Below are 25,510 nucleotides of genomic sequence, written 5' to 3' on the forward strand. Positions count from 1 at the left end.
CTTCGAACAAGGAGATGATCTGAAATGATCTAACAACCACTCATCCTTGACCAAGCCCATACAAGTATTCCAGAGACGCTTGTTCTTGAACCGAGAGGCCTGCTGCGTACTGGATGCCCCGGTCAAGCCGGGGCATGTCGGCGGTGGGCCTTGCCCTACTGCTTCAGCGTCTCCAGAAACCGTACCGGCTCGCCTTGCGACGGCGCCGCGAGCTCGCCTTGCCACATCACGCGCCTGCCACGGACGAAGGTGCCGACGGGCCATCCCATAACGCGCACGCCGTCGTAAGGCGTCCAGCCGGCTTTGGAGGCGACCCATTTGTTGGTGATGGTCTCGCTGCGCTTGAGGTCGACGATGGTGAAGTCGGCATCGTAGCCCGCGGCGATGCGGCCCTTGCAGGCAATGTTGAAGAGGCGTGCAGGCCCGGCACTGCTGAGATCGACGAACCGGGCGAGCGACAGCCGACCCGCATTGACGTGGTCGAGCATCAACGGCACCAGCGTCTGCACGCCGGTCATACCCGAGGGCGAGGCTGGATAGGTCTTCTGCTTCTCCTCCAGCGTATGCGGCGCATGGTCGGAGCCGAGGATGTCGATGATGCCCTGCTCGATACCTCGCCAGATGCCGGCGCGGTGATCGGCCGAGCGCACCGGCGGATTCATCTGCGCAAGCGTGCCGAGCCGCTCATAGCATTCGGGAGCGGCCATGGTGAGGTGATGCGGCGTCGCCTCGCAGGATGCGACATCCTTGTGGTCGCGCAGGAACTCGATCTCTTCCTTGGTCGAAATGTGCAGCACGTGGATGCGCCTGCCTGTCTCGCGCGCGAGCTTCACGAGACGCTGCGTCGCCATCAGCGCCGCAGTCTCGTCGCGCCAGACCGGGTGCGAGCGCGCATCGCCCTCGATGCGCAGCGACTTGCGCTCGTTGAGGCGATATTCGTCCTCCGCGTGGAACGAGGCGCGGCGGCGGATCACCTGAAAAATGCGGCGCAGGCTGTCGTCGTCCTCGACAAGCAGCGCGCCGGTGGAGGAGCCGATGAACACCTTGACGCCAGCGCAGCCCGGCGCACGCTCGAGATGCGGCAGATCCTGCACGTTCTCGCGCGTGCCGCCGATGAAGAAGGCGAAATCGCAATGCATGCGATGATGGCCTCGCTTCACCTTGTCGGTGAAATCAGCTTCCGTCACCGTGAGCGGCGAGGTGTTCGGCATCTCGAACACGGCGGTGACGCCGCCCATCACAGCGCTGCGCGAACCGGTCTCGAGATCCTCTTTGTGCGTCAGGCCAGGCTCGCGGAAATGCACCTGCGTGTCGATCACGCCGGGCAGGATGTGCAGGCCCTTGCAGTCAACGACCTCCGCCGCCGCGCCTTGCGCAAGCGATCCGATCTCCGCGATACGGCCACCCACAATGCCGATGTCGCGGATGCCCTCGCCGTCCTGATTGACCACCGTGCCGGATTTCAGGATCACGTCAAAATGCTGGGTCATGGCTGTCAGTCTCTTTCATCCCTCAGGCGCAGGGCTCGAGGCCTTGTCGTTTAAGCAGGGCGGGCTTACGTTCGAAGCAGACATGTCGCAAGAGATTTTCGCAATGAAGGCAGCGTTTCTCCCCGATCGGGGCGTGGTCAAAATCGCAGGCGAGGATGCGCAGAGCTTCCTCAATGGCCTGTTCACCACGGATATCGGCAGGCTCAAGCCCGGGCTCGGCCGATTCGGCGCGCTGTTGACGCCGCAGGGCAAGATCATCGTGGATTTCCTGATCACGGAGGCACCCGCCGGCCATGGCGGCGGCTACCTGATCGACTGCCCGAAGGCGCTCGCGGAAACCCTCGCGACCAAGCTGAAGTTCTACAAGCTGCGCGCCAAGGTCACTGTGGAAAATCTGTCCGATCTCGGCGTGCTGGCCGCATGGGATGGCAAGCCTGCCGCCCAGCCCGACCTCGCTTTCACCGACCCGCGCGACGAGCGGCTCGGGTTGCGTATCCTGGTCCCCGCGGAACTCAAGGAGAAGCTTGCCGCGCTGATCGGTGCCGAACTCCTCGAGGCGTCCGAATATGAGGTGCATCGCATCGCGCTGGGCGTGCCGCGGGGCGGGCTCGATTTCATCTATGGCGATGCATTCCCGCACGAGACCAACATGGATCGCCTCTTCGGCGTCGATTTCGACAAGGGCTGCTACGTCGGCCAGGAGGTGGTCTCGCGCATGCAACATCGCGGCACCGCGCGCACGCGCAGCGTCAAGGTGCTGCTCGACGGCCCCTCACCCGAGGCCGGCGCCACCATCCTCGCCGGCGACAAGCCGGTCGGCACCATCGGCTCGACGGCACAAGGCAAGGGCATTGCGCTGGTGCGCATCGATCGCGTCGTCGACGCGCTCGACGCCGGACAGACACTGACCGCCGGCGGGCTCGATGTGAGGCTCGCGGAACCCGACGTCGTCCGCATTCCAGCGAAGCATCCCGTCGCATGAGCCGCGCCCCTCGCCTGCATGCCGACGGCCTGACGCGCTGCCCCTGGCCCGGCGAAGATCCGCTGTATGTCGCCTATCACGACACGGAATGGGGCGTGCCTGAATACGATGACCGCGCGCTCTACGAGAAGCTGATTCTCGACGGTTTCCAGGCCGGCCTCTCCTGGATCACGATTTTGCGCAAGCGCGACAATTTCCGCAAAGCCTTCGATGACTTCCAGCCGGAGAAGATCGCGCGCTACAACGCGAAGAAGGTCCACGCGCTGATGAACGATGCCGGTATCGTGCGCAACCGCGCCAAGGTCGAGGGCACGATTGCGAGCGCAAAATCCTATCTGGAGATCATGGACAAGGGCCCCGGTTTCTCGAAGCTGCTGTGGGATTTCGTCGACGGCAGGCCGCTGGTCAACAAGTTCAAGACCACCGCGAGCGTGCCTGCCTCGACGCCGCTGTCGGTGCAGATCTCCAAGGAGCTGTCCTCGCGCGGCTTCAAATTCGTCGGCCCTACCATCGTCTATGCCTTCATGCAGGCGACCGGCATGGTCAACGACCATCTCGTCGACTGCCATTGCCACGCGTCCTGCGGCAAGACGCAGCGCAAGCTGCGCCTCAAAGCAAGATGAAAGTCGCGAAGCGCGCCGCAAACGACGTGCAATCCCGCGCCTGGCAGCGCATGTTGTCCGGCCGCCGGCTCGATCTGCTCGACCCCTCGCCGCTCGACGTCGAGATCGCCGACATCGCGCATGGGCTCGCACGCGTCGCGCGCTGGAACGGGCAGACCACGGGCGCGCACATCTTCTCGGTCGCCCAGCACACCCTGCTGGTCGAGACCGTGATGCGCCACGAAAGCCCGCGCGTCGACCAGCGCTTGCGGCTCGCCGCCCTGCTGCACGATGCGCCGGAATACGTGATTGGCGACATGATCTCGCCGTTCAAGACCGTGCTCGACGGCCACTACAAGGCGGTGGAGAAGCGGCTGCTCGGCGCGATCCATATCCGCTTCGGATTGCCGCCGGTTCTTCCCGAGGAGATCACGCAGGCCATCAAGGCCGCCGATCGCGGTGCGGCCTATCTCGAGGCCACCGAACTCGCCGGCTTCAGCGAGAGCGAGGCGCGGCGGCTGTTCGGCCGCGACCCTAGCCTGCCCGAAACCGTTCTCCGCGACTATCTGACGCCGTGGACGGCTGCGAGAGCCGAGAAGCGGTTTCTGGAGCGGTTCAATGCAGTGTTTTCATAGCGTAGGCTATTCGTAGGTGGGCAAAGCGAAGCGTGCCCACCGATCAGAGCAAGGTGAAGCATGGTGGGCACGGCGCGTTGCGCCTTTGCCCACCCTACGGGTGCCGGCTATAATCGGCCGCAAGAAGGAACACCATGATCCACGTCTGCTCGCTTGCCGCCCTGCCCGAAACGGTTCGTCTCACCGGCGCCAGCCATGTGCTGACCGTGATGGCCAATGTCGAGCAGGTGGTGCGGCCAGTGTCGGTGCTGCCGGCCAATCATCTGAAAGTCTCGATGGATGACATCACCGAGGAGCTGGACGGCTTCGTCGCGCCCTCGGAAGGACATATCAACCAGGTGCTGAACTTCGTCCGCGGCTGGGATCGCAGCGCGCCGCTGGTCGTGCATTGCTATGCCGGTATCAGCCGCTCCACCGCGAGCGCGTTTGCCGCGGCATGCTTGCTCAATCCGCATCGCGACGAAATCGAGATCGCGAAGAAGATCCGCGCCGCCTCCCCGATCGCCTCGCCCAACCGTCGCATCGTCGAGCTCGCCGATCGCGCGCTCCGCCGCGACGGTCGCATGTTGCGCGCGCTCGACGAGATGGGTCCGGGCGCGATGATGGTGGAGAGCCGTCCATTCGTGATCGAGCTCGAATGACCCCGCAAAACCCGTTTCCCGGATGAGCGACAAGCTGCTGACGCCGATCGAGATCGGCCTGACCGCCGCAATCGTTGCGATCGAGGCGCATGAGCCGCTGATCCTCACAGCGCGCGGCAGCGACGGCCTGGCCGGCCTGCCTTTCGGTCCATTCGATGCGCTGACACATCGCACCTTCGAGATCGGCCTGCGCGCCTGGGTCGAGGAACAGGCGGGCTTGAGGCTCGGCTATGTCGAGCAGCTCTACACTTTTGGCGATCGCGGCCGTCATGCGGAGGCGGCCGATACCGGCGCGCATATGGTCTCGATCGGCTATCTCGCGCTGACTCGCGCCAGCGACAACGGAGTACGTGCGGCCGGTGCGACGTTCGAGCCGTGGTATCGCTTCTTCCCCTGGGAGGACTGGCGCGAGCAGCCGCCGGCGATCATCGCCCGCGACATCATTCCGGCGCTGACCCGGTGGGCCGAGGAGGAGACGCCCGAGACGATCCGTGCGCTGCCGCGCAGGGATCGCGTGCGGCTCAATTTCGGCCTGGACGGCGCGGCATGGGACGAGGAGCGCGTGCTCGACCGTTACGAGCTGCTCTACGAGGCCGGGCTGATCGAGGAGGCGCGCCGCGACGGCCGTCCTGCGGCATTAGCGCGCAAGGCGCTTCCTGCGCTCGGCCTCTCGATGCGGTTCGACCACCGCCGGATTCTCGCCACTTGCATTGCCCGGCTGCGCGCAAAGCTCAAGTATCGCCCTGTCATCTTTGAACTTTTGCCCGCCGAATTCACACTCACGGAATTGCAGCACACGGTGGAGGCAATCTCCGGCCGGCACCTGCACAAGCAGAATTTCCGTCGCCTAGTGGAAAGCGAAGCTCTGGTCGAACCGACTGGCGTGATGTCGACACAGACCGGCGGGCGGCCGGCAGCACTCTATCGCTTCCGCCGCGAAGTGCTCCAGGAGCGGCCGGCGCCAGGCTTGCGCGTCCGCTCCCGGCGCTAAGAGCATGTTACGCGGGTCGCTTTTCGCGGCTCGCCTGGAGGCCTTATGTTCGACGCCCCGTTCGACGTCTTTGCGGTGATGATCGCAATCGCCGCCTTCCTGATTGCACTGAAGGCTTCCAATCAAGCGACCGATCTGCGCCGTCGGCTGGGCATGCTGGAAGCCAATTTGCACGCGCTGCGGCCGATCCAGCCACCGCCACTGACGCCGCAGGAGATGGAGCAAACGCTCGCGACCGCGGCGCCGCAGGCCACCGAGCCGCCCTCGCCTGACGCCGAGGTGGCGCCGCCGCTCGTCGTCGATCAGGCCGCGCCGCCAATCGAAACGGATGCAGCTCAAGTCGCGCCACCGCCTCCGCCGCCGGCTGCAGGGCCGGGTCTCGAAGAGCGGCTCGGCACCCGCTGGGTGGTGTGGATCGGCGGCCTTGCGCTCGCGCTCGGCGGCTTCTTCATGGTGCGCTATTCGATCGAGGCCGGCCTTCTCGGCCCCGGCGTCCGCGTCTTCCTCGGCGGCCTGTTCGCGCTTGCGCTGCTTGGCGCCGGCGAATGGACGCGGCGCAAGGAGAGCATCGCCGAGATCCAGGCGCTGCCGATCGCCAACATCCCCGCGATCCTCACTGCCGCCGGCACGGCGGTGGCGTTTGCGACTGTCTATGCCGCCTATGCACTCTACGATTTCCTCGCGCCTGCGACCGCCTTCGTGCTGCTCGGCCTCGTTGCGCTCGGCACGCTTGCTGCTGCGTTGCTGCACGGCCCTGCACTCGCCGGTCTCGGCGTGGTCGGCGCCTTCGTAACGCCGGTCCTCGTCTCCTCCGACAAGCCGGATTATTGGGCGCTCTACATCTATCTGGCCATCGTCACCGCGGCGAGCTTTGGTCTCGCGCGCATCCGGCTGTGGCGCTGGCTTGCGGTGACCACGATCGTCTTCGCGCTCCTGTGGACCTTCCCTGGCCTCGACCTCGGTGCGACGCTCGCCGCCCCGCACGCCTTTCATGTGATCGCGGGCTTCGTGCTCGCCGCTCTGCTGGTGGTCTGCGGCTTCATGTTCGGCCCGACCATCGACGACGGCCAGATCGAACCGGTATCCTCCGGCTCGCTCGCCGCCTATCTGTTCGGCGCGATGCTGATCGTGCTGTCGAGCGCCCATGCCGACCTCGCGCTGATCACGTTCACTCTCCTCGTTGCCGGAACGTTGTTCGTCGCCTGGCGCGCGCCTTCGGCGACCGGCGCGCTCGGCGCGGCGGCAGCGCTCGTCTTCATTGTGTTCGCCGAATGGGCCGTGCGCGCCAACCCCGACATGCTGGTGCTGCCCGGCGGTCCGCTGCCTGGCATCGGACCGACCGCGACCGACAGCTCGGTGTGGCTGCACCTGATGATGGCGGCGATCTTCGCCACGGGCTTTGGCGGCGTGGGCTTCCTCGCTCAGGGACGCTCGTCCTCCGCGATCATCCCCGTCGTGTGGTCGGCGGCCGCGACCTTCACGCCGATTGCGCTCCTGGTTGCGCTCTACGCCCGCATCGCGCATCTCGACCGCTCGATTCCATTCGCGATCCTCGCCGTGCTGCTCGCCGCGGCCTTCGCGGCCGCGACCGAGACACTCTCCCGGCGCGAGAACCGGCCCGGCCTTGCGATCTCGATTGCCCTGTTCGCAACCGGCACGCTTGGCGCGCTGGCGCTGGCGCTGACCTTCGCGCTGGAGAAGGGCTGGCTCACGATCGCGCTGGCGCTGATGTCGCTCGGCACCGCCTGGATCTCCATCCAGCGGCCGATCGCCTTCCTGCGCTGGCTTGCCGCGATCCTGGCTGGCATCGTCACCGCGCGCATCGTCTACGACCCGCGCATCGTCGGCGATGCCGTCGGCACCACACCGATCTTCAACTGGCTGCTCTGGGGTTACGGCGTGCCGGCGCTGTCGTTCTGGGCAGCGAGCCGTTTCCTGCACCGCCGCGGCGACGACGCGCCGCTGCGCATGGTGGAGGCCGCCGCGATCCTGTTCACCGCGCTGCTCGCCTTCATGGAGATCCGTCACTTCGCCACCGGTGGCGACATGACATCGCCGCCTTCGCTGCTCGAATTCGCGCTTCAGGCCTGCGTGACGCTCGCCATGGCGATCGGGCTGGAGCGCCTGCGGCTGAGGAGCCACAGCATCGTGCACAATGTCGGCGCGGTCGTGCTCACGGTGATCGCCGGACTTATCAGCGTGTTCGGCCTCCTGATCCTGGAGAATCCGTGGCTGTTCAGCAGCGTCGATGTCGGCGGCCTCGTGTTCAACCTGCTGCTGCTCGGCTACGCGCTGCCGGCAGTGCTCATGCTGCTCTTGTCCTATGCGGTGGCGGGACATCGTCCGACCGCCTATGCCAACACTATTGCCGGCGGCGCGCTGGTGTTCGCTCTTACATATGTGACGTTGGAGATCCGCCGCTTCTATCACGGGCCGGTCCTGCTCTATGGCGCGACGACGGGCGCCGAGCAGTACACCTATTCGATCGGCTGGCTCGGCTTTGGCGTGGTGCTGCTCGGCGTTGGCCTCCTGGTCAACTCGGAGCGCGCGCGGCTCGCCTCCGCCGTCGTGATCGCGCTGACGATCCTGAAAGCATTCGTCATCGACATGTCGACGCTGGCAGGCGTCTGGCGCGCGCTGTCGTTCATGGGGCTCGGCATCGTGCTGGTCGCGATCGGCTGGCTCTACCAGCGGATACTGTTCCGCCGGCAGGCGCCGCCGCCTGCGACGCAAGCAGGCGCGTGAGGTCAGGCCGCGCGCACCGACTCCAGGAAGCTCGCGACCTCGACCTTGAGGCGCGTGCTGTCGGAAGCAAGCGATTTCGCGGCTGACAGCACCTGGGTCGAGGCCGAGCCGGTATCGATCGCGCCGCGCTGCACGTCGGTGATGTTGGAGGAGACCTCCTGTGTGCCGACCGATGCCTGCTGCACGTTGCGCGAAATCTCCTGCGTGGCGGCGCCCTGCTCCTCGACGGCCGCGGCGATCGCCGATGACACTTCGGAAAGCCGCTCGATGGTGCCGGCGATCTCCTTGATGGCGCCGACGGACTCCTGCGTGGCCGTCTGGATGCCCGAAACCTGGAGGCCAATCTCGCCGGTCGCCTTCGCGGTCTGTTCGGCGAGCGCCTTGACCTCGGATGCCACGACGGCAAAGCCACGTCCCGCTTCGCCGGCACGCGCGGCTTCGATCGTCGCGTTCAGCGCCAGCAGGTTGGTTTGTCCCGCGATCGTATTGATGAGCTCGACGACGTCGCCGATGCGCGCGGCCGCCTGCGATAGCGCGTTGACGCGTTCGTTGGTGCGAGCCGCCTGGTCGACGGCCTCCGCCGCCATCCGCGCAGATTCCTGCACCTGCCGGCTGATCTCGGTGATCGACGACGACAGCTCCTCCGACGCCGACGCAACCGACTGGACGTTGGTGGACGCCTCTTCCGAGGCGGCTGCAACCACGGTCGCAAGCTCCTGGCCGCGCTGCGCGGTACCGCTCAGCGTGCTCGCGGACGCCTCGAGCTCGGTCGAGGCCGACGACACGGTCTCGACGATCTCGCCGATCATGGTCTCGAAATTGCGCGTGATACCGTCGACGCGGCGAGCCCGCTCGATCTTGGCCTCGGCGTCACGCGCCGCCGCCTCGTCGGCGGCCTTCTTGGCGATCAGCGCTTCCTTGAAGATCTGCAACGCATCGGCCATCGATCCGATCTCGGTCCGCGCGCCGCGATGCGGGACTTCGGCCGAGAGCTCGCCATTGCCGAGCGCCTGCATCGGCTGGATGATCGAGGCGATGCCGCGCGAGACGTCCTGCACCAGGAAATAGGCGGCCGCGATCGCGATCAGCACCGACGTCACGATGATGCCGAGCAGAACACGGAAGGCCACGGTGTAGCTGTAGGCGGCCTTCTTCGTCTCCGCTTCGGCGCCCTTGTTGTTGAGCTCGATGTCCTGCTGGAGCAGCGGATCGGCGGCCTGCGCCATCTTGGCGACCTTGGTCTGCAATAGGTCGTTGGCGTCAGTCGGGAAGTGGCCGACGCCCTTGCGCGACAGCGTCATCACCTCCTGCACGCCATTCAGATATTCGCCCCAGGCCTTGCTCCACTGGTCATAGAGGGCGCGCTCTTCGGGCGAGGTAATCAGGGGCTCATAACTCTTGCGCGTCGTCTCGATGCGCTCGCGCAGCGCCCCCATCCGCTTCTCGGCGGCGTCCTTACCCTCGGCGCTGTCCTGCATCAGGTGCAGGCGGAGCGCGACCCGCAGCTCGTTGATGTCGGCGCGGAGCGATCCAAGCGCGCGGACGCTGGGCAGCCAGCTCTCGGAAATCTCGACCGTATGCGCGTTGATGGCCTGCATGGTGCTGATCGCCATGATGCCGACACCGGCGAGCGCGAGTACCAGAGCGCTCAACACGGTCAATATCTTCAATCGGATCGACAATTTCGACATCGCAATAATCCCGACAGATGGACGTTACGCAAGGCGGACGCGGTCGTTACCGCCGCGATCGACAAATTGGACGATCGGACGGAGGTCAGTTCGACGAATGCTGGCTGGTTCTCGTTGGGTCCGAAAATGCACCCTGACTTCCAAGCCGCGGTTAATTTGGAACCCCGTAGTAATACGGTCGAATTTGCCGGGATGAGGCCTGCTTCGGTTTTCTGGATCGTTAACCCCGCGATTGATTCACTGCCGCATTGCACCATGAACGCCCGTCCGCCGCAGCAGACTGCGGCGACCGGAAGGGGATGAGGACAAAGGCTGCCGCTCAGACCTGTCGAGCCGTGCCGCCCCTCAGGCCGCGCGCACGGTGTCGAGGAATCTTCCGACTTCGAGCTTGAGCCGGTTGCTGTCGCCTGCGAGCGACTGCGCAGCCGCCAGCACCTGCGTTGAGGCCGATCCGGTCTCGCCCGCCCCGCGCTGCACGTCGGTGATGTTGGATGACACCTGATGCGTGCCCTGCGCGGCCTGCTGCACATTGCGGGAGATTTCCTGCGTCGCCGCGCCCTGCTCTTCCACTGCGGCCGCAATGGTCGAAGAGATCTCCGACAGCTTTTCGATGGTGTCGCTAATATCGCGGATGGCGCTGACCGACTCCTGCGTCGCCGTCTGGATGCCGGAGATCTGCTGGCCGATCTCGCCGGTCGCCTTGGCGGTCTGTTCGGCCAGGGCCTTCACCTCGGAAGCCACAACGGCGAAACCACGACCGGCCTCGCCGGCGCGCGCCGCCTCGATGGTGGCGTTGAGCGCGAGCAGGTTGGTCTGCCCGGCAATGGTATTGATCAGCTCGACCACGTCGCCAATGCGGGTGGCCGCCTTGGACAATTCGCTGACACGCTCGGTCGTGGTACGTGCCTGGCCAACCGCCTCGTTGGCGACGCGTGCGGACTGCTGCACCTGGCGGCTGATCTCGGTGATCGACGACGACAGTTCCTCCGTCGCGGAGGCCACGGACTGCACGTTGGTGGAGGCCTCTTCAGAGGCCGCGGCGACCATCGTGGTCAGCTCCTGCGCGCGCTCGGCCGTTGAGGTAAGCGTCGAAGCTGACGCTTCGAGCTCGGTTGCAGCTGAGGACACGGTATCGACGATCTCGCCGACAGCAGATTCGAAGCTGCTGGCGAGCCTGTGCATCTCGGCCTTGCGCTGCGCGGCGGCAATCTGCTCCTGCTTGGTCTTGGCCTCGGCCTCGTCGCGCGCTTTTTGCTCGGACACGATCTTGAACTTCTCGACCGCCGCGGCGACGCCGCCGACCTCATCCTTGCGGCCGAGCCCCGGCAGCACCACGGAGAAATCGCCACCGGCGAGCTTGTCCATTGCCGCCGTGAGTGCGCGGATCGGCCGCGCAATCGTCAGGAAGGACATCAGCCAGGAGCCGAACAGGACAAGGGCGGCACAGATGCCGACCACCGTTCCGATATGCTCGCTGGACGCCATCTCCTGCGCGGAGCTGGCAATCTCCTCCTCGCTCCTGTGCCTGGCGAAGTCCGCGATCTGGCCCGTCAGGCCGTCCATTTCGGTAGAGATCGGCAACGTGACTTCGCGCGCGATGCGCAGGCTTTCTTCGGTCAGCCTGGCAACACGTGCGGCATCGGCGCTGGTCGCGGCGATCATCTCGCTGCGGATGGAGCCGATCTGCTGCGCGCCCTTCAAATAATCTGCGGAGAGGCTCTTGAGCTTTTCGATCCGCGCGCGGTTTTCCGCAGACCGGGACAGCTTGAGCATCGCTTCCACGGCGTTGTCCAGCGACCTTGAGCGTTCGACCAGAGACTCGCTCGCTTTCTGCAGCTCCGCGGCATTGTTGGCGAGCCGGATATCCCGGACGCTGAGTTGCGTGCTGCGCACCCAGAGCCTGGCCTCGACGGCATCCCGCGCCAGCTCCTGCTGCGCGATGGCCGCCTGGTTGGAACGACGCACATTGCCGTTGCCGACGAGCTGGCTCGCAATCATGGCGACCACCAGGAGAATACCGAACACCGACGTCACCGCCAGCTTGGTACCGATCCGCAAATTCTGGACAAAGCTCAACATGGGTACGTTTCCCGGATAGGCGCGGCCAAGTCATTGTCGGCCGCTCTCGGCGTTGATCGCCCTTGCCCAAAAACTGAGCGCCGGGAATTCCAATTTGGTTAAGAGAACGCTCCGTGGAACTACCGAGTTTTGACAAAAAACCCTTGAAAACCAGCACGTTTCACGCGCTTAACAAGTTAACCACACGCGGCGGTAGGCCGCTCGGGTTCTAGGCAGCGGGGCTGCGCTCCTTCACCGCCTCACTGGCCAGGCTGATGCGAAACACGAGCTGCTTGTTCTCATCGAGGAGATCCATGTGCCATTGCGCGTTGGGCTTCAGGCCCCGTGCGATGCTGCCGAGCGCAAACATCCGTCATCTCGCTCCAGGCCGCCGCGCGATCCTCGAATTCATAAGCGTGGTCGGATGCCCCGGAATAGCGGCCGGTGCTGATCCGAAAGTAATACAGCGCCATCGTCAAACCTTCGTATCGGGCCGCTCCCTGCCGGCCGTCACGCAAGGCTGTGGCGCGAACAGCTACCAAGGCATGAAAACCGCCGCCCGTATGACTACGGCGCGGCGGCGACCACAGCTCGTCAGGTTTCAACGATAACGGCGCGGAAAGCATATGCGCCGGGGGCAGGCAAGGCTCAGTCGGTCGAGCGGCGCAGCTCGAGCGGGCCTTCATTCTTCGGCACTTCAGGCTTTGCTTCCGACTTCACCGGCTCGATGCGGCCGCTCTCGACGCGCGGCGTCTCGACACGCGTAGCGACTTCGGTTGCGGATGCGCTGACGGAGCCGGTCGTGCGCGGCGCACGCAGCGATCGCGGCCGCGCCACCGCGCGCGCCATCAGCATCTGATTGCCACCTTGGTGGTGGAAATCACAATAGGCAAAGCCCATGCCCGAGACCGAGCCGCGGAAGCTACGATCGTCGGTCTTTTCCAGGTTGAAGCAGGGTTCGAACGGGATGCCCTTGATCGAGGCGCAGACGTTCTGACCGCGAATCTGGAGCGTGTTGCCCGGCAGACGAACGTGGCGAACGGGACCGGCGCCCGAGAACTGCACCGCGCCCGCCGCACCCAGATCATCGAGGATGCGGCCTGCACCGCGAGTCCCGTCGAAACAGGTGAAGGCGAACACCTTGCCCGCCACGAACCGGCGCGCCTCGTCCGCGTTCATACTTCCTGCAACGGCCGGCGCGACCGTTGCCGCCGCGGTGACAGCTCCCAACACAATACGCGCAAGCATGCTCTTACTCCGACGACCCCAGTAGCGGGCAAGCCTGATCTCTTTACCCGCTGCTTACCATACCAACAGTGGCGACATTGAAGCAGCTTGGTTGGTAAAGTCTGAACGCCGTTAGAGAATTTTTACCACAATGCGACCGCGGACGTCGCCTGCGAGAATCCTCGGCCCCCACTCAAGGATCTGGCCGAGCGGAATTTCCTTAGTGATTTCAGTTAGTTTCGTCCGATCCAGATCGGACGCCAGGCGTTGCCAGGCGGCCTTCCGCGGCTCCAGCGGGCACATCACCGAATCGATGCCGAGAAGGCACACCCCGCGCAAAATAAACGGCGCGACCGAGGACGGCAGATCCATGCCGGCGGCGAGACCGCAGGCTGCAATCGCTCCGCCGTACTTCGTCATCGAGAGCAGGTTCGCGAGCGTGGTCGAGCCGACGCTGTCGATGCCACCAGCCCAGCGCTCCTTGGCGAGCGGTTTTGCGGGTGCGGACAGCTCGTTGCGGTCGATCACCTCGGCCGCTCCCAATTCCCTGAGATAGCTGGCTTCCGCCGCGCGACCGGTGGAGGCGATGACGTGGTAGCCGAGCTTCGACAGCACGGCAGTCGCAACCGAGCCTACGCCACCTGCCGCGCCCGTCACCACCACGGGGCCGCTTTTCGGCGAGATGCCCTGCTTCTCCAGCGCCAGCACCGCGAGCATCGCGGTGAAGCCGGCGGTGCCGATCGCCATGGCATCGCGCGCCGACAAGCCCTGCGGCAGCGCGACCAGCCAGTCACCCTTCACCCGCGCCTTCTCCGCATAGGCGCCGAGATGCGTCTCGCCCATGCCCCAGCCGGTGCAGACGACCTTGTCGCCCGCCTTCCATTGCGGATGGGAGGACTGCTCGACGGTGCCGGCGAAATCGATGCCGGCGATCATCGGGAAGCGGCGCACCACCGGTGCCTTGCCGGTGAGCGCGAGGCCATCCTTGTAGTTCAGCGTCGACCACTCGACGCGCACGGTGACGTCACCGTCCATCAATTCGGCTTCGTCGAACTGCGTGAGCGCGGCAGTGGTGCCTTTGTCCGCCTTGTCGATGCGGATCGCCTTGAACGTTGCCACGGCAAAACTCCCTGACTGTTTTGGGGATGTTTAGCCGATCAGGCAGGCTGCGCAACCGCTCTGGCGACGGGTTTCTCCACGATCGGAAGATTGATCAGCGCGGACAGCACGCCGAACAGGATCGAGAGCCACCAGATCGGCGCATAGGAACCGAAGCGCTCGAACACGATGCCGCCGAGCCAGACGCCTAGGAAGCCGCCGACCTGATGGCTGACGAAAGCAAAGCCATAGAGGGTTGCGAGCCAGCGTGTGCCGAACATCAGCGCCACCAACGCCGAGGTCGGCGGTACGGTCGAGAGCCACATCAGGCCGGACACCGCACCGAAGGCGATCGCCGAGAACGGCGTGATCGGGAACGAGATGAAGGCGAGCGTTGCGAGGGCACGGATGAAATAGATCGTTGAGAGAATGTAGCGCTTGGGCAGATAGTTTTGCAGCCAGCCGACGCTCAGCGAGCCCACCATGTTGAAGAGGCCGATGGCCGCGATCACCCAGCCGCCGACTTGCGTGGAGATGCCGCGATCGACGAGAAACGCCGGCAGATGCACGGTGATGAAGGCAAGCTGGAAGCCGCAAGTGAAGAAGCCGAGCACGAGCAGAACATAGGAGCGATGGCCGAAGGCCTCGGCGAGCGCCCTGGTGAAGGATTGCTCGTCGGCGGCCGGCGTGCTGGACGAATCCGCAACCGGCGGCGTGGACAGTGCGAGCGAGAGCGGAATGATCAGAAGCATCAGGCCCGCGAACACCGTGAGCGCCTGCTGCCAGCCGAAATTGTCGATCAGCGCGACACCGACAGGCGCGAACAGGAATTGCCCGAACGAGCCGGCCGCGGTGCCGGCGCCGAGCGCCAGGCCGCGCTTCTCGGCCGGCAGCAGCTTGCTGAACGCCGACAGCACGAGATTGAACGAGCAGCCGGCAAGTCCGAAGCCGACCATGACGCCGGCGCCGACGTTGAGCGAGAGCGGCGTCGACGAATAGCGCATCAACAACAAGCCGCCGGCATAGAGCACGGCGCCGACGCACATCACGCGGAACAAGCCGAAGCGATCCGCGATCGCGCCGGCGAATGGCTGGGCCAGTCCCCACAACAGATTCTGCAACGCGATCGCGAGGCCGAAGACGTCGCGCCCCCAGGCGAACTCATGGCTCATCGGCTGAACGAAGAAGCCGAGGCTCGAACGCGGGCCGAAGCTCAGCATGCCGATGGCGCAGCCGCAAAGAATGATGATCGCAGGCGTGCGCCAAGAAGAAGGAGAAGTGGAAGAACGCGAAACCGGATCAACGTCGCCCACGCTTGCCGACATGCAATTTCCCTTTTCTGCCGTTGGCGGGTCCGGAATAGGTCACCGCGCTGCGAGCAGTTAATGCATCTGCATGAAAATCCCAAGAGGGGTCCCGAACATTGCAGCCCTGCAAATCGCGCGCGGAGCGAGCGCACGGGCGAGCGCACGGGAATGTGTCCGGGTGGGTCTGGCGGCCGGCCGTCTCAAGTGCTATGTTCAATTTGCTCATATTGAGTATATCAAGATGAGCTGCTGACATGTTCCTGGGCTGCGGATGTTGTCTGGCAAAAAGCTGATTGCGGCTCGCAAACCCAACCGGCCTCGAAAGGCCGGATTTCTAACGGCCCACATATACTCATATTGAGTATATAAGAACGGGAGGCTTCGATGCCGATCTTTGGAATCTACGGTCCCGACGACTTTACCAAGCGGCCGCAGGGCCACCCCGCTCCTACCGCACGCAAGCCCGTCGGCAATCGCGGCCTCGCATTGCCGCGGCCCTCGCTGGAATGGACACAGGAGGTCGATAAGGCCACGGCGCATCTCTACGAGCGCGTAAAACACGTGATCCCGTCGATCGAGTGGCCGCTGATGGCGCCGACCATCAAGGCGATCAACGAGCTGAAACAGGCGCGGGGCGCGGTGATCCTCGCGCACAACTATCAGGCGCCGGAGATCTTTCACTGCGTCGCCGACATCGGCGGCGACTCGCTGCAGCTCGCGATCGAGGCGACCAAGGTGAAGGCCGACATCATCGTGCAGTGTGGCGTGCACTTCATGGCCGAGACGTCGAAGCTGCTCAATCCGGACAAGACGGTGCTGATCCCGGATTCTCGCGCCGGTTGCTCGCTCGCCGCCAGCATCACGGGTGCGGACGTGCGCCTGTTGCGCGAAAAATTTCCGGGCGTGCCGGTCGTCGCCTATGTCAACACCTCCGCCGAGGTGAAGGCCGAGGTCGACATCTGCTGCACCTCGTCGAACGCGGTGCAAGTGGTCGAAAGCCTGCGCGCGCCGAGCGTGATCTTCCTGCCCGACCAATACCTCGCGAAATACGTCGCCTCGAAGACCGACGTGAAGATCATCGCCTGGAAAGGCGCCTGCGAGGTGCATGAGCGTTTCACCGGCGAGGAGCTGCGCGCCTTCCGCAACGCCGATCCGTCCGTGCAGATCATCGCGCATCCGGAATGCCCGCCCGATGTCCTGGCGGAAGCCGATTTCACCGGCTCGACCGCGCACATGATCAACTGGGTGCGCGAGAGACGGCCGAAACGGCTCGTGATGATCACCGAATGCTCGATGGCCGACAATGTGCGCGCCGAGCTGCCCGATGTCGAGATGCTGCGCCCCTGCAACCTCTGCCCGCACATGAAGCGCATCACGCTGTCGAACATTCTGGGCAGCCTGCTGACGCTCAGTGAAGAGGTGACGATCGATCCCGCCATCGCTGAACGCGCGCGGCGTTCGGTCGAGCGGATGATCAATTTGAAGAACTAGCGCCACAACCAACACTGTCGTCCCGGACAAGCGCAGCGAAGCGGAGCGCCGGGTCCTGGCCTTGGCCAGGACGACAGCGGAGAGATTGGAGAGACCGATGCAAGACAACTGCCACAACCTCACCCGCACCACCGACGACGTCGTTATCGTCGGCGGCGGTCTCGCCGGCTTGTTCTGTGCGCTAAAGCTGGCGCCGCGAGCCGTGACGCTGATCTCGGCCGCAACGCTCGGACAAGGCGCATCGTCCGCATGGGCACAAGCCGGCATCGCGGCAGCCGTCGCTGAGGGCGACAGCCCCGAGGCGCACGCGGCCGACACGGTCGCGGTCGGCGCCGGTCTCGTCGATGAAGCCGTCGCACTCGGGATCGCGCGCGAGGCATCGCCGCGCATTCACGATCTTCTCAGCTACGGCGTGCCCTTTGACCGCGATCTCGAGGGCAGGCTCGCGGTGGGGCGCGAAGCCGCGCATTCGGCACGGCGCATCGTACACGCGCGCGGTGACATGGCGGGCGCGGCGATCATCGCGGCGCTCAGCGAGGCCGTGCGACGTACTCCGTCGATCCGCCTGATCGAAGGCCTCGTCGCCGAGGCTCTGCTGACCGAGGACGGCGCCGTGACCGGATTGCAGCTCCGCGACGCCAGCAATGTGAGGTCGCGTCCCGTCATCATCGCTTCGCGCGCGGTGGTTCTGGCAACCGGCGGCATCGGCCATCTCTACGCCGTCACGACCAATCCGGCGGAAGCAAGCGGATCAGGGCTCGCGATCGCGGCACGGGCCGGAGCCGTCATCGCCGATCCCGAATTCGTGCAGTTCCATCCGACCGCCATTATGGCCGGCCACGATCCGGCGCCGCTTGCGACCGAAGCGCTGCGCGGCGAAGGCGCTGTTCTGATCAACGGCAGGGACGAACGCTTCATGGCGGCACGCCACCCGCTCGCTGAGCTGGCGCCGCGCGACATCGTCGCACGCGGCGTGTTCGCGGAAGTAGCGGCGGGCCGCGGCGCGTTCCTCGATGCGCGGGAGGCGCTGGGTGCGCGCTTCGCCCAGAAATTCCCGACCGTTTATGCAAGCTGTATCGCAGCCGGCTTCGATCCGGCGACGCAGCCGATTCCGATTGCGCCCGCCGCGCACTACCACATGGGCGGCATCGCGGTGGATGCGCGTGGCCGCACGTCCATAGACGGGCTCTGGGCCGGCGGCGAGGTATCGTCGACCGGCGCACATGGCGCCAACCGGCTCGCCTCGAACTCGCTGCTGGAGGCCGTCGTCTATGCCGCGCGCATCGCGAAGGACATCGCCGGCCGCGCGATCCCCCCACCTGCCCGGCTGCCGGAAGCGCCGGTGACGCCGCGCAACGCTGCGATCGACAAACGAGCCGAAACCGGTCTGCGCGCCATGATGAGCGCGCATGTCGGCGTAATCCGCGACCGCGACGGGCTCGTGCAGGCCGTGCAACATTTCGCGGAGCTTGAACGCGATGCCGGCAGCGTCGCGCTGCGCAACATGGCGACCACGGCACTGCTCGTCGCCACATCCGCCTTCGCACGGCACGAGAGTCGCGGCGCGCATTTCCGCTCCGACCATCCGACAGAGGTACCGGCTTTCGCGAAACGGACCATGACGACGTTCGCCGCTGCGCGCGAGATCGCCGAGACGCTGACCGAACAACCCACGCGCCGGGCGGCGCAAGCCATGCTCGCCTGACGGAGATTTTGTCATGACCCCAGCTTCCCTGCTCCATCCCGACGCTTTTCTCTCACCGCTCGCGATCGACGAGGCGGTGCACCACGCGCTTGACGAGGATCTTGGCCGCGCCGGCGACATCACCTCGCTCGCGACGATCCCCGAGGCCAACACGGCCCACGCAATCCTGGTCGCCCGCCAGGCTGGCGTGATCGCCGGCCTGCCGCTGGCCCTGGCGACGCTGCAAAAGCTCTCCGATGCAATCAATGTGCAGGCGCACGGCCGCGATGGCGCTGATGTGAAGGCCGGACAGCGTGTGCTGACGATCACCGGCCCCGCCCGCGCCATTCTCACGGCCGAGCGAACCGCGCTGAATTTCGTCGGACGGCTCTCGGGAATTGCGACGCTGACGGCTGACTACGTCCGCCAAACCGAAGGCAGCAAGATGCGGATCTGCTGCACGCGAAAGACCACGCCGGGGCTGCGCGCGCTGGAGAAATACGCAGTGCGCTGCGGCGGTGGCTTCAACCATCGCTTTGGCCTGGATGATGCGATCCTGATCAAGGACAATCATATCGCGGTCGCCGGCGGCATCCGCCCCGTGCTGGAGCGCGCCCGCAGCCATGCCGGCCATCTCGTGAAGATCGAGATCGAGGTCGATACGCTGGCGCAACTGCACGAGGTGCTGGGCACTGGCCTTGCCGACGCCGTGCTGCTCGACAACATGGATATCGCAACGCTGCGAGAAGCCGTGAAACTCGCGGCCGGCCGCGTCGCTCTGGAAGCATCCGGTGGCGTCACACTGGAGTCGATCCCAGCGATCGCAGCGACGGGCGTCGACTACGTCTCGTCCGGCGCGCTCACGCATTCAGCCCCGAACTTCGACTGCGCGCTGGATATCGAGGCTTGAGCGGCTACCGCCGCTCGGTCGTGCCGAGCTCGGCCGAGCTCTTGGCTTCCTGCGCGAGTTCGGCTGAGAGCGCGGCGGTCTGTGCCGGGGTGCCCCAACTCGGCTCCTCGCTGCCGTCACCCCAGGCGCGCGGCCGGTAGAAGGTGTGCACGCCGAACTTGTACATCTTCTTCATCTCGGCGACCCAGGACGGGCGCACCCAATAGGCGTGGTAGTGCGTCGACTTGCCGACCTCGGGCAGCCAGATCTGGCCGTCGAGCGTTGCTTTCGCAATCTTCTTGGCGCGCTCCCACATGTCGGGCTCACGGATCACGTCGGGATTGTTGTCGCAGGCGAAAGTGAACTGGCAGGCGAAGTGGCGGTATTTGTTCTGATAGACCACGCCGCACACGGTGTCCGGATATTTGCCGGAGAACACGCGGTTCATCACCACCTGCGCAACCGCCATCTGGCCACGCACGGCCTCGCCACGCGATTCGAAGTACACGGCTTCAGCCAGGCACTTCTCTGATTTGGCGCGCGACTTATCGTCGAGGCCGAGCCGTTCGGCCGGCGATCTGACGCGCTGGTCGTCGGCGTTGACCTCGCCCTTGGGCGCGACGCTCTCGCCGCTCTCGGTCGCCCTTGCGACCTCCTCGGACGGCGGCGACAGCGAGGCCATCACCTTCATGTCGGGGTCCGACATTACGATCAGCGGCTCGGCGCCGGGCTGCCAGCTCTCCATGCTCTCGAGACTGCCGCCGAGCGACGAGCTGCCGAAGAACAGGTTCGACGTCTTGACGCTGAAGGGATCGCGCGCCGGCGCAGCCGGGGCCCGCTTCAAATCGTTGAGCGGCTGGGCTGCAAGCGACAGCGCCGTGTCGCTTGCCGATGGCGTGGTCGAATATTGCGGTAGCGGCGGCGCGCGCAGCGCCTCCTCGAGTTCGGGATCAAGCGCGGCCGCGGACTCCGGCGACATCGCCTGCGGCAACGCGGCCGTCTTGGCGCCAAAGACCGAGCTGTTCGATGTCGCGGGATCCTGCGCGGCGGGCGTTGCGGATGGCGCGGCGGACTCTGCCGGCGCGGGCGTGACGGTCGCGAGACGGTCGCCCTTGAGCGTGCGATCCACGCGCGGAAAATCGGCGGCCTGATAGCGCGGTGGCGTCTGGAGCGCCGGATTGCGCGCGATGCCGCCCGTGATGTCGCGATCGTCTAGGCTCGCGAGGCGATAGCTCGCGCTCTGCGGAGCCGAGGTTCCGATCGGACGGGCGAAGCTGTAGGTGGCGAGCTGGATCGAGGACGCCGCGGAAAATACCTGCCTCTGCCAGCGCTCGGCGACGCCGGGTTGGCGCGCCAGCAGCGAAGCAATGTCCTGATATCCGGTCTCTCTCGGCACCAATGCGAAGATGCAGAGACCGATGCCGAAGGACGCGAACCGCGCGCCCTTCGGATGGTTACGCAACACAAACATCGATACGCTCACGCAACGCTTACGCTAGAGAAGATCGAACGCAGTGCGTCCGTGCAATTCGATCCTTTTTGTTGGTATCTAATTTAGGTTGCCGGGGAGTTAATCGACGTTGCTCGTGCACCACACTCAAGCAACCGCAGGTGTTTTCACGAGGCGACCGGACACGTTGGTAAATGCGACCTCACGCGAAGAGGTAAATGCCTGGTCAACACATATGGTGAAGGAACTCTTTATGACGCGTGTCATTGCGGGACACGCATCACCAAACTCCGTCATTGCGCAACGGTCCCTCCACACAGCCGCTGTCATTCCCCGCGAAAGCGGGGAATCCGGTACGCCGGGGCTTATCGATTCTAGCACGACCGTCTCGGAGTACTGGATCGCCCGGTCAAGCCGGGCGATGACATCGAGAGTGCGTAGAGCGCGCTTACCCCAAGCTCGTCATTGCGAGGAGCAAAGCGACGACGCCATCGCGAGTTTTTCCGCGGCGACAGTTTGGATTGCTTCGCTGCGCTCGCAATGACGGCGTGGAGACACCGACATAAACAAAAAAGAGGCGGGGCAATCGCCCCGCCTCCTCCAACTCGTATCTCACGCGGGCCTGCTCACGCCTGGCTTGCGACCTGCTTGCCGAGCGCGGCCTGGGCCGCCGCAAGGCGTGCGATCGGCACGCGATAGGGCGAACAGGAGACGTAGTCGAGGCCGATCGCATGGCAGAACGCCACCGAGGCGGGATCGCCGCCGTGCTCGCCGCAGATGCCCACTTTCAGCGAAGCGCGCGTCTTGCGGCCGCGCGCGACGCCGATCTTGACGAGCTCGCCGACGCCTTCCTGATCGAGCGCGATGAAGGGATCGATCGAGAGGATTCCCTTGGTCACGTAGGGACCGAGGAAGCTCGCAGCGTCGTCGCGGCTGATGCCGTAGGTGGTCTGCGTCAGGTCGTTGGTGCCGAAGGAGAAGAACTCGGCCGACTGCGCGATCTCAGCCGCGAGCAGGCAGGCGCGCGGCAGCTCGATCATAGTGCCGACCTGATAGGCGAGCTTGGTGTTGGTGTCGCGCATCACCGCCTGGGCGGTGGCATCGATGCGCGCCTTGACGAGATCGAGCTCGGCCTTGGTCGCGATCAGCGGCACCATCACCTCGAGGCCAACGGCCTTGCCGGTGCGCCGCTGCGCCTCGACCGCAGCCTCGAAGATCGCGCGCGCCTGCATCTCGGCGATCTCGGGATATGCGATCGCGATGCGGCAGCCGCGGAAGCCGAGCATCGGATTGAACTCGGAGAGCTCGCGCGCACGGTCGGCCAGGCGGCGCGGGTCGGTGTTCATGGCGCGTGCCACTTCCTCGACCTCGGCGTGGGTATGCGGCAGGAACTCGTGCAGCGGCGGATCGAGCAAGCGGATCGTGACGGGCAGGCCCTTCATGATCTCAAACAGCTCGACGAAGTCGGCGCGCTGCATGGGAAGGAGCTTTGCAAGCGCGGCGCGGCGCGACTGCTCGTCCTCGGAGAGGATCATCTCGCGCACCGTGCGGATGCGCGTCTCCTCGAAGAACATGTGCTCGGTGCGGCAGAGGCCAATGCCTTCCGCGCCGAACTTGAGCGCGGTGCGCGCATCCTCCGGCGTGTCAGCGTTGACACGCACGCCGATCTTGCGGACCTGATCGGCCCAGTTCATCAGCGTGCCGAATTCGCCGGACAGTTCCGGCTCGATCATCGGCATACGGCCCGCAAGCACCTGGCCGAGCGAACCGTCGATGGTGATGACGTCGCCGGTCTTGAAGGTGCGCGAGCCGATGCTCATGGTGCCGCGGCCATAGTCGACACGGATCGTGCCGCAGCCGGAGACGCAAGGCTTGCCCATGCCGCGTGCGACCACCGCCGCGTGCGAGGTCATGCCGCCGCGGGTGGTGAGGATGCCCTCGGCCGCGTGCATGCCGTGGATGTCTTCGGGGCTGGTCTCGATACGAACCAGGATGACCTTGCGTCCGTCGGCCTGAAGCTTGGCGGCTTCATCCGAGGAGAACACGATCTCGCCGGAGGCAGCACCAGGCGAGGCCGGCAGGCCGGTCGCGATCACGTCGCGCTTGGCGTTGGGATCGATGGTCGGATGCAGGAGCTGATCGAGCGAAGCAGGATCGATGCGCGTCACCGCTTCCTTCTTCGAGATCAGCCCCTCATTGGCGAGCTCGACCGCGATACGCAGCGCCGCCTTCGCGGTGCGTTTTCCGCCGCGGGTCTGCAGCATCCAGAGCTTGCCGCGCTCGACGGTGAACTCCATGTCCTGCATGTCGCGGTAATGCTTTTCGAGCTGCGTGTAGATGCGCGTCAGCTCCTTGAACGCCTCCGGCATCGCCGTTTCCATCGACGGCTTGTCGGAGCCGGATTCTTGCCGCGCGTCCTCGGTGATGTCCTGCGGCGTGCGGATGCCCGCCACCACGTCCTCGCCCTGCGCGTTGATCAGGAACTCGCCATAGAGCCTGCTCTCGCCGGTCGAGGGGTTGCGGGTGAAGGCGACGCCGGTCGCCGACGTCTCGCCCATGTTGCCGAACACCATGGCCTGCACGTTGACCGCGGTGCCCCAGGATTCCGGGATGTCGTGCAGCTTGCGGTAGGTCACCGCGCGCGCATTCATCCAGGATGAGAATACGGCGCCGATCGCGCCCCAGAGCTGGTCGTGCGGATCCTGCGGAAACTCCTTGCCGGTCTCGTGCGCCACCGCATCCTTGTACTTGCCGACCAGATCGACCCAGTCCTCGGCAGTGAGATCGGTGTCGAGCGCGTAGCCCTGGCTGTCCTTGAATGTGTCGAGGATTTCCTCGAAGTGGTGATGCTCGAAGCCGAGCACCACGTCGGAATACATGGTGATGAAACGGCGATAGCTGTCATAGGCAAAGCGGCGGTCGCCCGACAGTTCGGACAGCGCTTCCACGGTCTCATCGTTGAGGCCGAGATTGAGCACGGTGTCCATCATGCCCGGCATCGATGCGCGCGCGCCGGAGCGCACCGAGACGAGCAGCGGGTTCTTGGCATCGCCGAACGCCTTGCCGGTCAGCTTGCCGACATAGTCGAGCGCCTTCTCGACCTGCGCTTTCAATTCCTTCGGATAGGTCTTCTCGTGGGCGTAGAAATAGGTGCAGACAGAGGTCGGGATGGTGAAGCCTGGAGGCACGGGCAGGCCGAGATTGGCCATCTCGGCGAGGTTGGCGCCCTTGCCGCCGAGCAGGTCGCGCATTTCGGATTTGCCCTCGGCCTTGCCGTCGCCAAAGGTGTAGACCCACTTGCCCGCCTTGACGGCGGGTGCCGGCTTCGCAGCCGGCTTGTTCGAGGGCTTGCTCGCTGCCTTGGCCGCCGGCTTGGCGACGGGTTTCGCAGCAGCCTTGACCGGGCTCTTCACAGCGCTCTTGGGCAGCGCCTTGCGAGCCGCCGGCACGGCTTTCGCCTTTGCAGAGGGCTTTGATTTCGCTGGTATTTTTTTAGGCTTCGAGGCGGCTTTGGCCATGGCTTGCACACAACCTGCGAGAGGGATGGGAAATCGCGGGCCTTACACCACTTTGGGCGGGCTCGCGCAAGTCGAACAGTTCCGGAAAATGAACGGCACTATGGCTTTGGCATGATCTGCTCGGAAAACCGCTGCGCACTTTGCGCTAACGCGGCCCTACGGGTCCGGATCATGCCCTAGAGATGCAGCCACTTCAAAAGGCCAAGCCCGATCGCGCCGTTCAGGATCAGAAAGATCGCGACGATCAGATTGAGGAGCCGCGGCATGATCAGGATGAGCACGCCCGCGATCAGCGACATGATCGGCGAGATGTGGGCGATGGTGAGGTGCATGAAATATCTTTCTCGAGGCTTGGGCGAGTGAGCCTTTGGGGTGATGCGAATCGCGGCCGGATCATACCGGTCCCGGTTCCGCGAGTAGAGACGCGCGAGCCCATATATGAGTTCCGCCCTTCGCGAAAACTGCCTGAAATTGCCGCCGATGCGGCACTCAATCTTTCGGAACATTGGACAGGGTGCATGCATTGGCAACCGGGTCGCGCCACTGGCGTGCGAATCATCTTCGTGAGGAGTTGCCCATGCGGAACAGGATTCTTGCACTTGCAGCGCTTGGCGTCGCGCTCGGCGCGCCCGTCGCGGCGCAGGCGCAAGCCGACGTCACGATCGGCCGCGCGCCCGTCGTGACCGAACGCAGCCCTGGCATCGCCGTCGAACAACGTCCGGCGTTTCGCGATTACGTCGTGGAGCAGCGCGTGCCGGCCTTCAGCGTGCCCGACCGCGTCGTGGTCGGCACCGTGCTGCCGGAAACCGGCATCACCTACTATGACGTGCCGCAGCGCTTCGGTCCGACGACCTATCGCTACACCGTCGTGAACGGCGAGACCGTGCTGATCGAACCGCGCTCGCGGCGAATCGTCGAGGTACTCGACTAGGTGTCCGGCGCGTCTCACTCGATTTGGCGCGAATAGAGTTTTCGGACATCAGGCCCCGCCCGGTCCATCCCCCCGCCGGG

At 65.2% G+C, this 25,510-nt stretch carries 19 protein-coding genes and 1 pseudogene; 10 read left to right on the forward strand and 10 right to left on the reverse strand.

The features are described from left to right. Positions 1-155 precede the first annotated feature (155 nt). The gene (locus SO139_RS30870; RefSeq protein ID WP_449383944.1) at positions 156-1,490 is read right to left on the reverse strand and encodes a dihydroorotase; all 1,335 of its coding nucleotides are present in this window, start codon (positions 1,488-1,490) and stop codon (positions 156-158) included. 103 nt (positions 1,491-1,593) lie between these two features. Here SO139_RS30870 and ygfZ point away from each other — a divergent pair, with 103 nt between their 5' ends. The 6 genes from ygfZ to SO139_RS30900 all read left to right on the forward strand — a co-directional run bounded on the left by ygfZ (position 1,594) and on the right by SO139_RS30900 (position 8,086). Next, positions 1,594-2,472 (forward strand): CAF17-like 4Fe-4S cluster assembly/insertion protein YgfZ, encoded by an 879-nt coding sequence (gene ygfZ / locus SO139_RS30875; protein ID WP_498541093.1) that lies wholly within the window; start codon positions 1,594-1,596, stop codon positions 2,470-2,472. After that, complete coding sequence (locus tag SO139_RS30880; RefSeq protein ID WP_498541094.1) at positions 2,469-3,095, forward strand: DNA-3-methyladenine glycosylase I; 627 nt, start codon at positions 2,469-2,471, stop codon at positions 3,093-3,095. The genes ygfZ and SO139_RS30880 overlap by 4 nt, the downstream gene beginning before the upstream one ends. Further along, entirely contained in the window at positions 3,092-3,709 is a 618-nt protein-coding gene (locus SO139_RS30885) for a YfbR-like 5'-deoxynucleotidase (RefSeq protein ID WP_498541095.1), read from the forward strand. The genes SO139_RS30880 and SO139_RS30885 overlap by 4 nt, the downstream gene beginning before the upstream one ends. Before the next feature lie 134 nt (positions 3,710-3,843). Then, complete coding sequence (locus SO139_RS30890; protein ID WP_027524310.1) at positions 3,844-4,350, forward strand: tyrosine phosphatase family protein; 507 nt, start codon at positions 3,844-3,846, stop codon at positions 4,348-4,350. 22 nt (positions 4,351-4,372) lie between these two features. Further along, on the forward strand, positions 4,373-5,341 hold the full coding sequence (locus tag SO139_RS30895) for an NUDIX hydrolase (protein ID WP_449383948.1): 969 nt from the start codon (positions 4,373-4,375) through the stop codon (positions 5,339-5,341). Positions 5,342-5,386: 45 nt separating this feature from the next. Then, positions 5,387-8,086: a DUF2339 domain-containing protein gene (locus SO139_RS30900; RefSeq protein WP_498541096.1), complete on the forward strand. Its 2,700-nt coding sequence runs from the start codon at positions 5,387-5,389 to the stop codon at positions 8,084-8,086. A 2-nt stretch (positions 8,087-8,088) separates the two neighbouring features. Here the strand turns inward: SO139_RS30900 and SO139_RS30905 are convergent, their stop codons facing one another. The 6 genes and pseudogenes from SO139_RS30905 to SO139_RS30930 form a co-directional block, all read right to left on the reverse strand. Beyond that, positions 8,089-9,777 carry a methyl-accepting chemotaxis protein gene (locus SO139_RS30905; protein ID WP_498541097.1) on the reverse strand — a complete coding sequence of 563 codons (1,689 nt, stop codon included), beginning with the start codon at positions 9,775-9,777 and terminating at the stop codon, positions 8,089-8,091. Between the two features lie 345 nt (positions 9,778-10,122). Then, positions 10,123-11,856, reverse strand: a complete 1,734-nt coding sequence (locus tag SO139_RS30910; protein ID WP_498541098.1) for a methyl-accepting chemotaxis protein — start codon at positions 11,854-11,856, stop codon at positions 10,123-10,125. 208 nt (positions 11,857-12,064) lie between these two features. Beyond that, positions 12,065-12,308, reverse strand: a pseudogene (locus tag SO139_RS30915) (DUF6894 family protein). 175 nt (positions 12,309-12,483) lie between these two features. Continuing rightward, the gene (locus tag SO139_RS30920) at positions 12,484-13,083 is read right to left on the reverse strand and encodes a hypothetical protein (RefSeq protein WP_449383952.1); all 600 of its coding nucleotides are present in this window, start codon (positions 13,081-13,083) and stop codon (positions 12,484-12,486) included. Between the two features lie 111 nt (positions 13,084-13,194). Further along, positions 13,195-14,181: an acrylyl-CoA reductase (NADPH) gene (acuI, locus tag SO139_RS30925; RefSeq protein WP_498541099.1), complete on the reverse strand. Its 987-nt coding sequence runs from the start codon at positions 14,179-14,181 to the stop codon at positions 13,195-13,197. Positions 14,182-14,219: 38 nt separating this feature from the next. Beyond that, on the reverse strand, positions 14,220-15,485 hold the full coding sequence (locus SO139_RS30930) for an MFS transporter (RefSeq protein WP_498541100.1): 1,266 nt from the start codon (positions 15,483-15,485) through the stop codon (positions 14,220-14,222). A gap of 366 nt (positions 15,486-15,851) precedes the next feature. Between SO139_RS30930 and nadA the strand changes: the two genes are divergently transcribed. From nadA to nadC, 3 genes are all read left to right on the forward strand, one after another. Continuing rightward, positions 15,852-16,958 carry a quinolinate synthase NadA gene (gene nadA / locus SO139_RS30935; protein ID WP_498541101.1) on the forward strand — a complete coding sequence of 369 codons (1,107 nt, stop codon included), beginning with the start codon at positions 15,852-15,854 and terminating at the stop codon, positions 16,956-16,958. Positions 16,959-17,055: 97 nt separating this feature from the next. Continuing rightward, positions 17,056-18,663, forward strand: a complete 1,608-nt coding sequence (locus SO139_RS30940) for an L-aspartate oxidase (protein WP_498541102.1) — start codon at positions 17,056-17,058, stop codon at positions 18,661-18,663. Between the two features lie 13 nt (positions 18,664-18,676). Next, entirely contained in the window at positions 18,677-19,552 is an 876-nt protein-coding gene (gene nadC / locus SO139_RS30945; protein WP_498541103.1) for a carboxylating nicotinate-nucleotide diphosphorylase, read from the forward strand. Between the two features lie 4 nt (positions 19,553-19,556). Here the strand turns inward: nadC and SO139_RS30950 are convergent, their stop codons facing one another. The 3 genes from SO139_RS30950 to SO139_RS30960 form a co-directional block, all read right to left on the reverse strand. Next, entirely contained in the window at positions 19,557-21,002 is a 1,446-nt protein-coding gene (locus SO139_RS30950; protein WP_449383958.1) for a cell wall hydrolase, read from the reverse strand. Positions 21,003-21,607: 605 nt separating this feature from the next. Then, positions 21,608-24,499, reverse strand: coding sequence for a pyruvate, phosphate dikinase (gene ppdK, locus SO139_RS30955; protein ID WP_498541104.1), 2,892 nt, complete (start codon positions 24,497-24,499; stop codon positions 21,608-21,610). A gap of 176 nt (positions 24,500-24,675) precedes the next feature. Further along, complete coding sequence (locus tag SO139_RS30960; protein ID WP_449384629.1) at positions 24,676-24,831, reverse strand: DUF3096 domain-containing protein; 156 nt, start codon at positions 24,829-24,831, stop codon at positions 24,676-24,678. A 245-nt stretch (positions 24,832-25,076) separates the two neighbouring features. On the opposite strand from SO139_RS30960, the gene SO139_RS30965 reads away from it, so the two are divergent. After that, entirely contained in the window at positions 25,077-25,430 is a 354-nt protein-coding gene (locus SO139_RS30965; protein ID WP_474802247.1) for a DUF1236 domain-containing protein, read from the forward strand. Positions 25,431-25,510 lie beyond the last annotated feature (80 nt).

It is taken from the genome of Bradyrhizobium sp. UFLA05-89 (assembly GCF_059803475.1).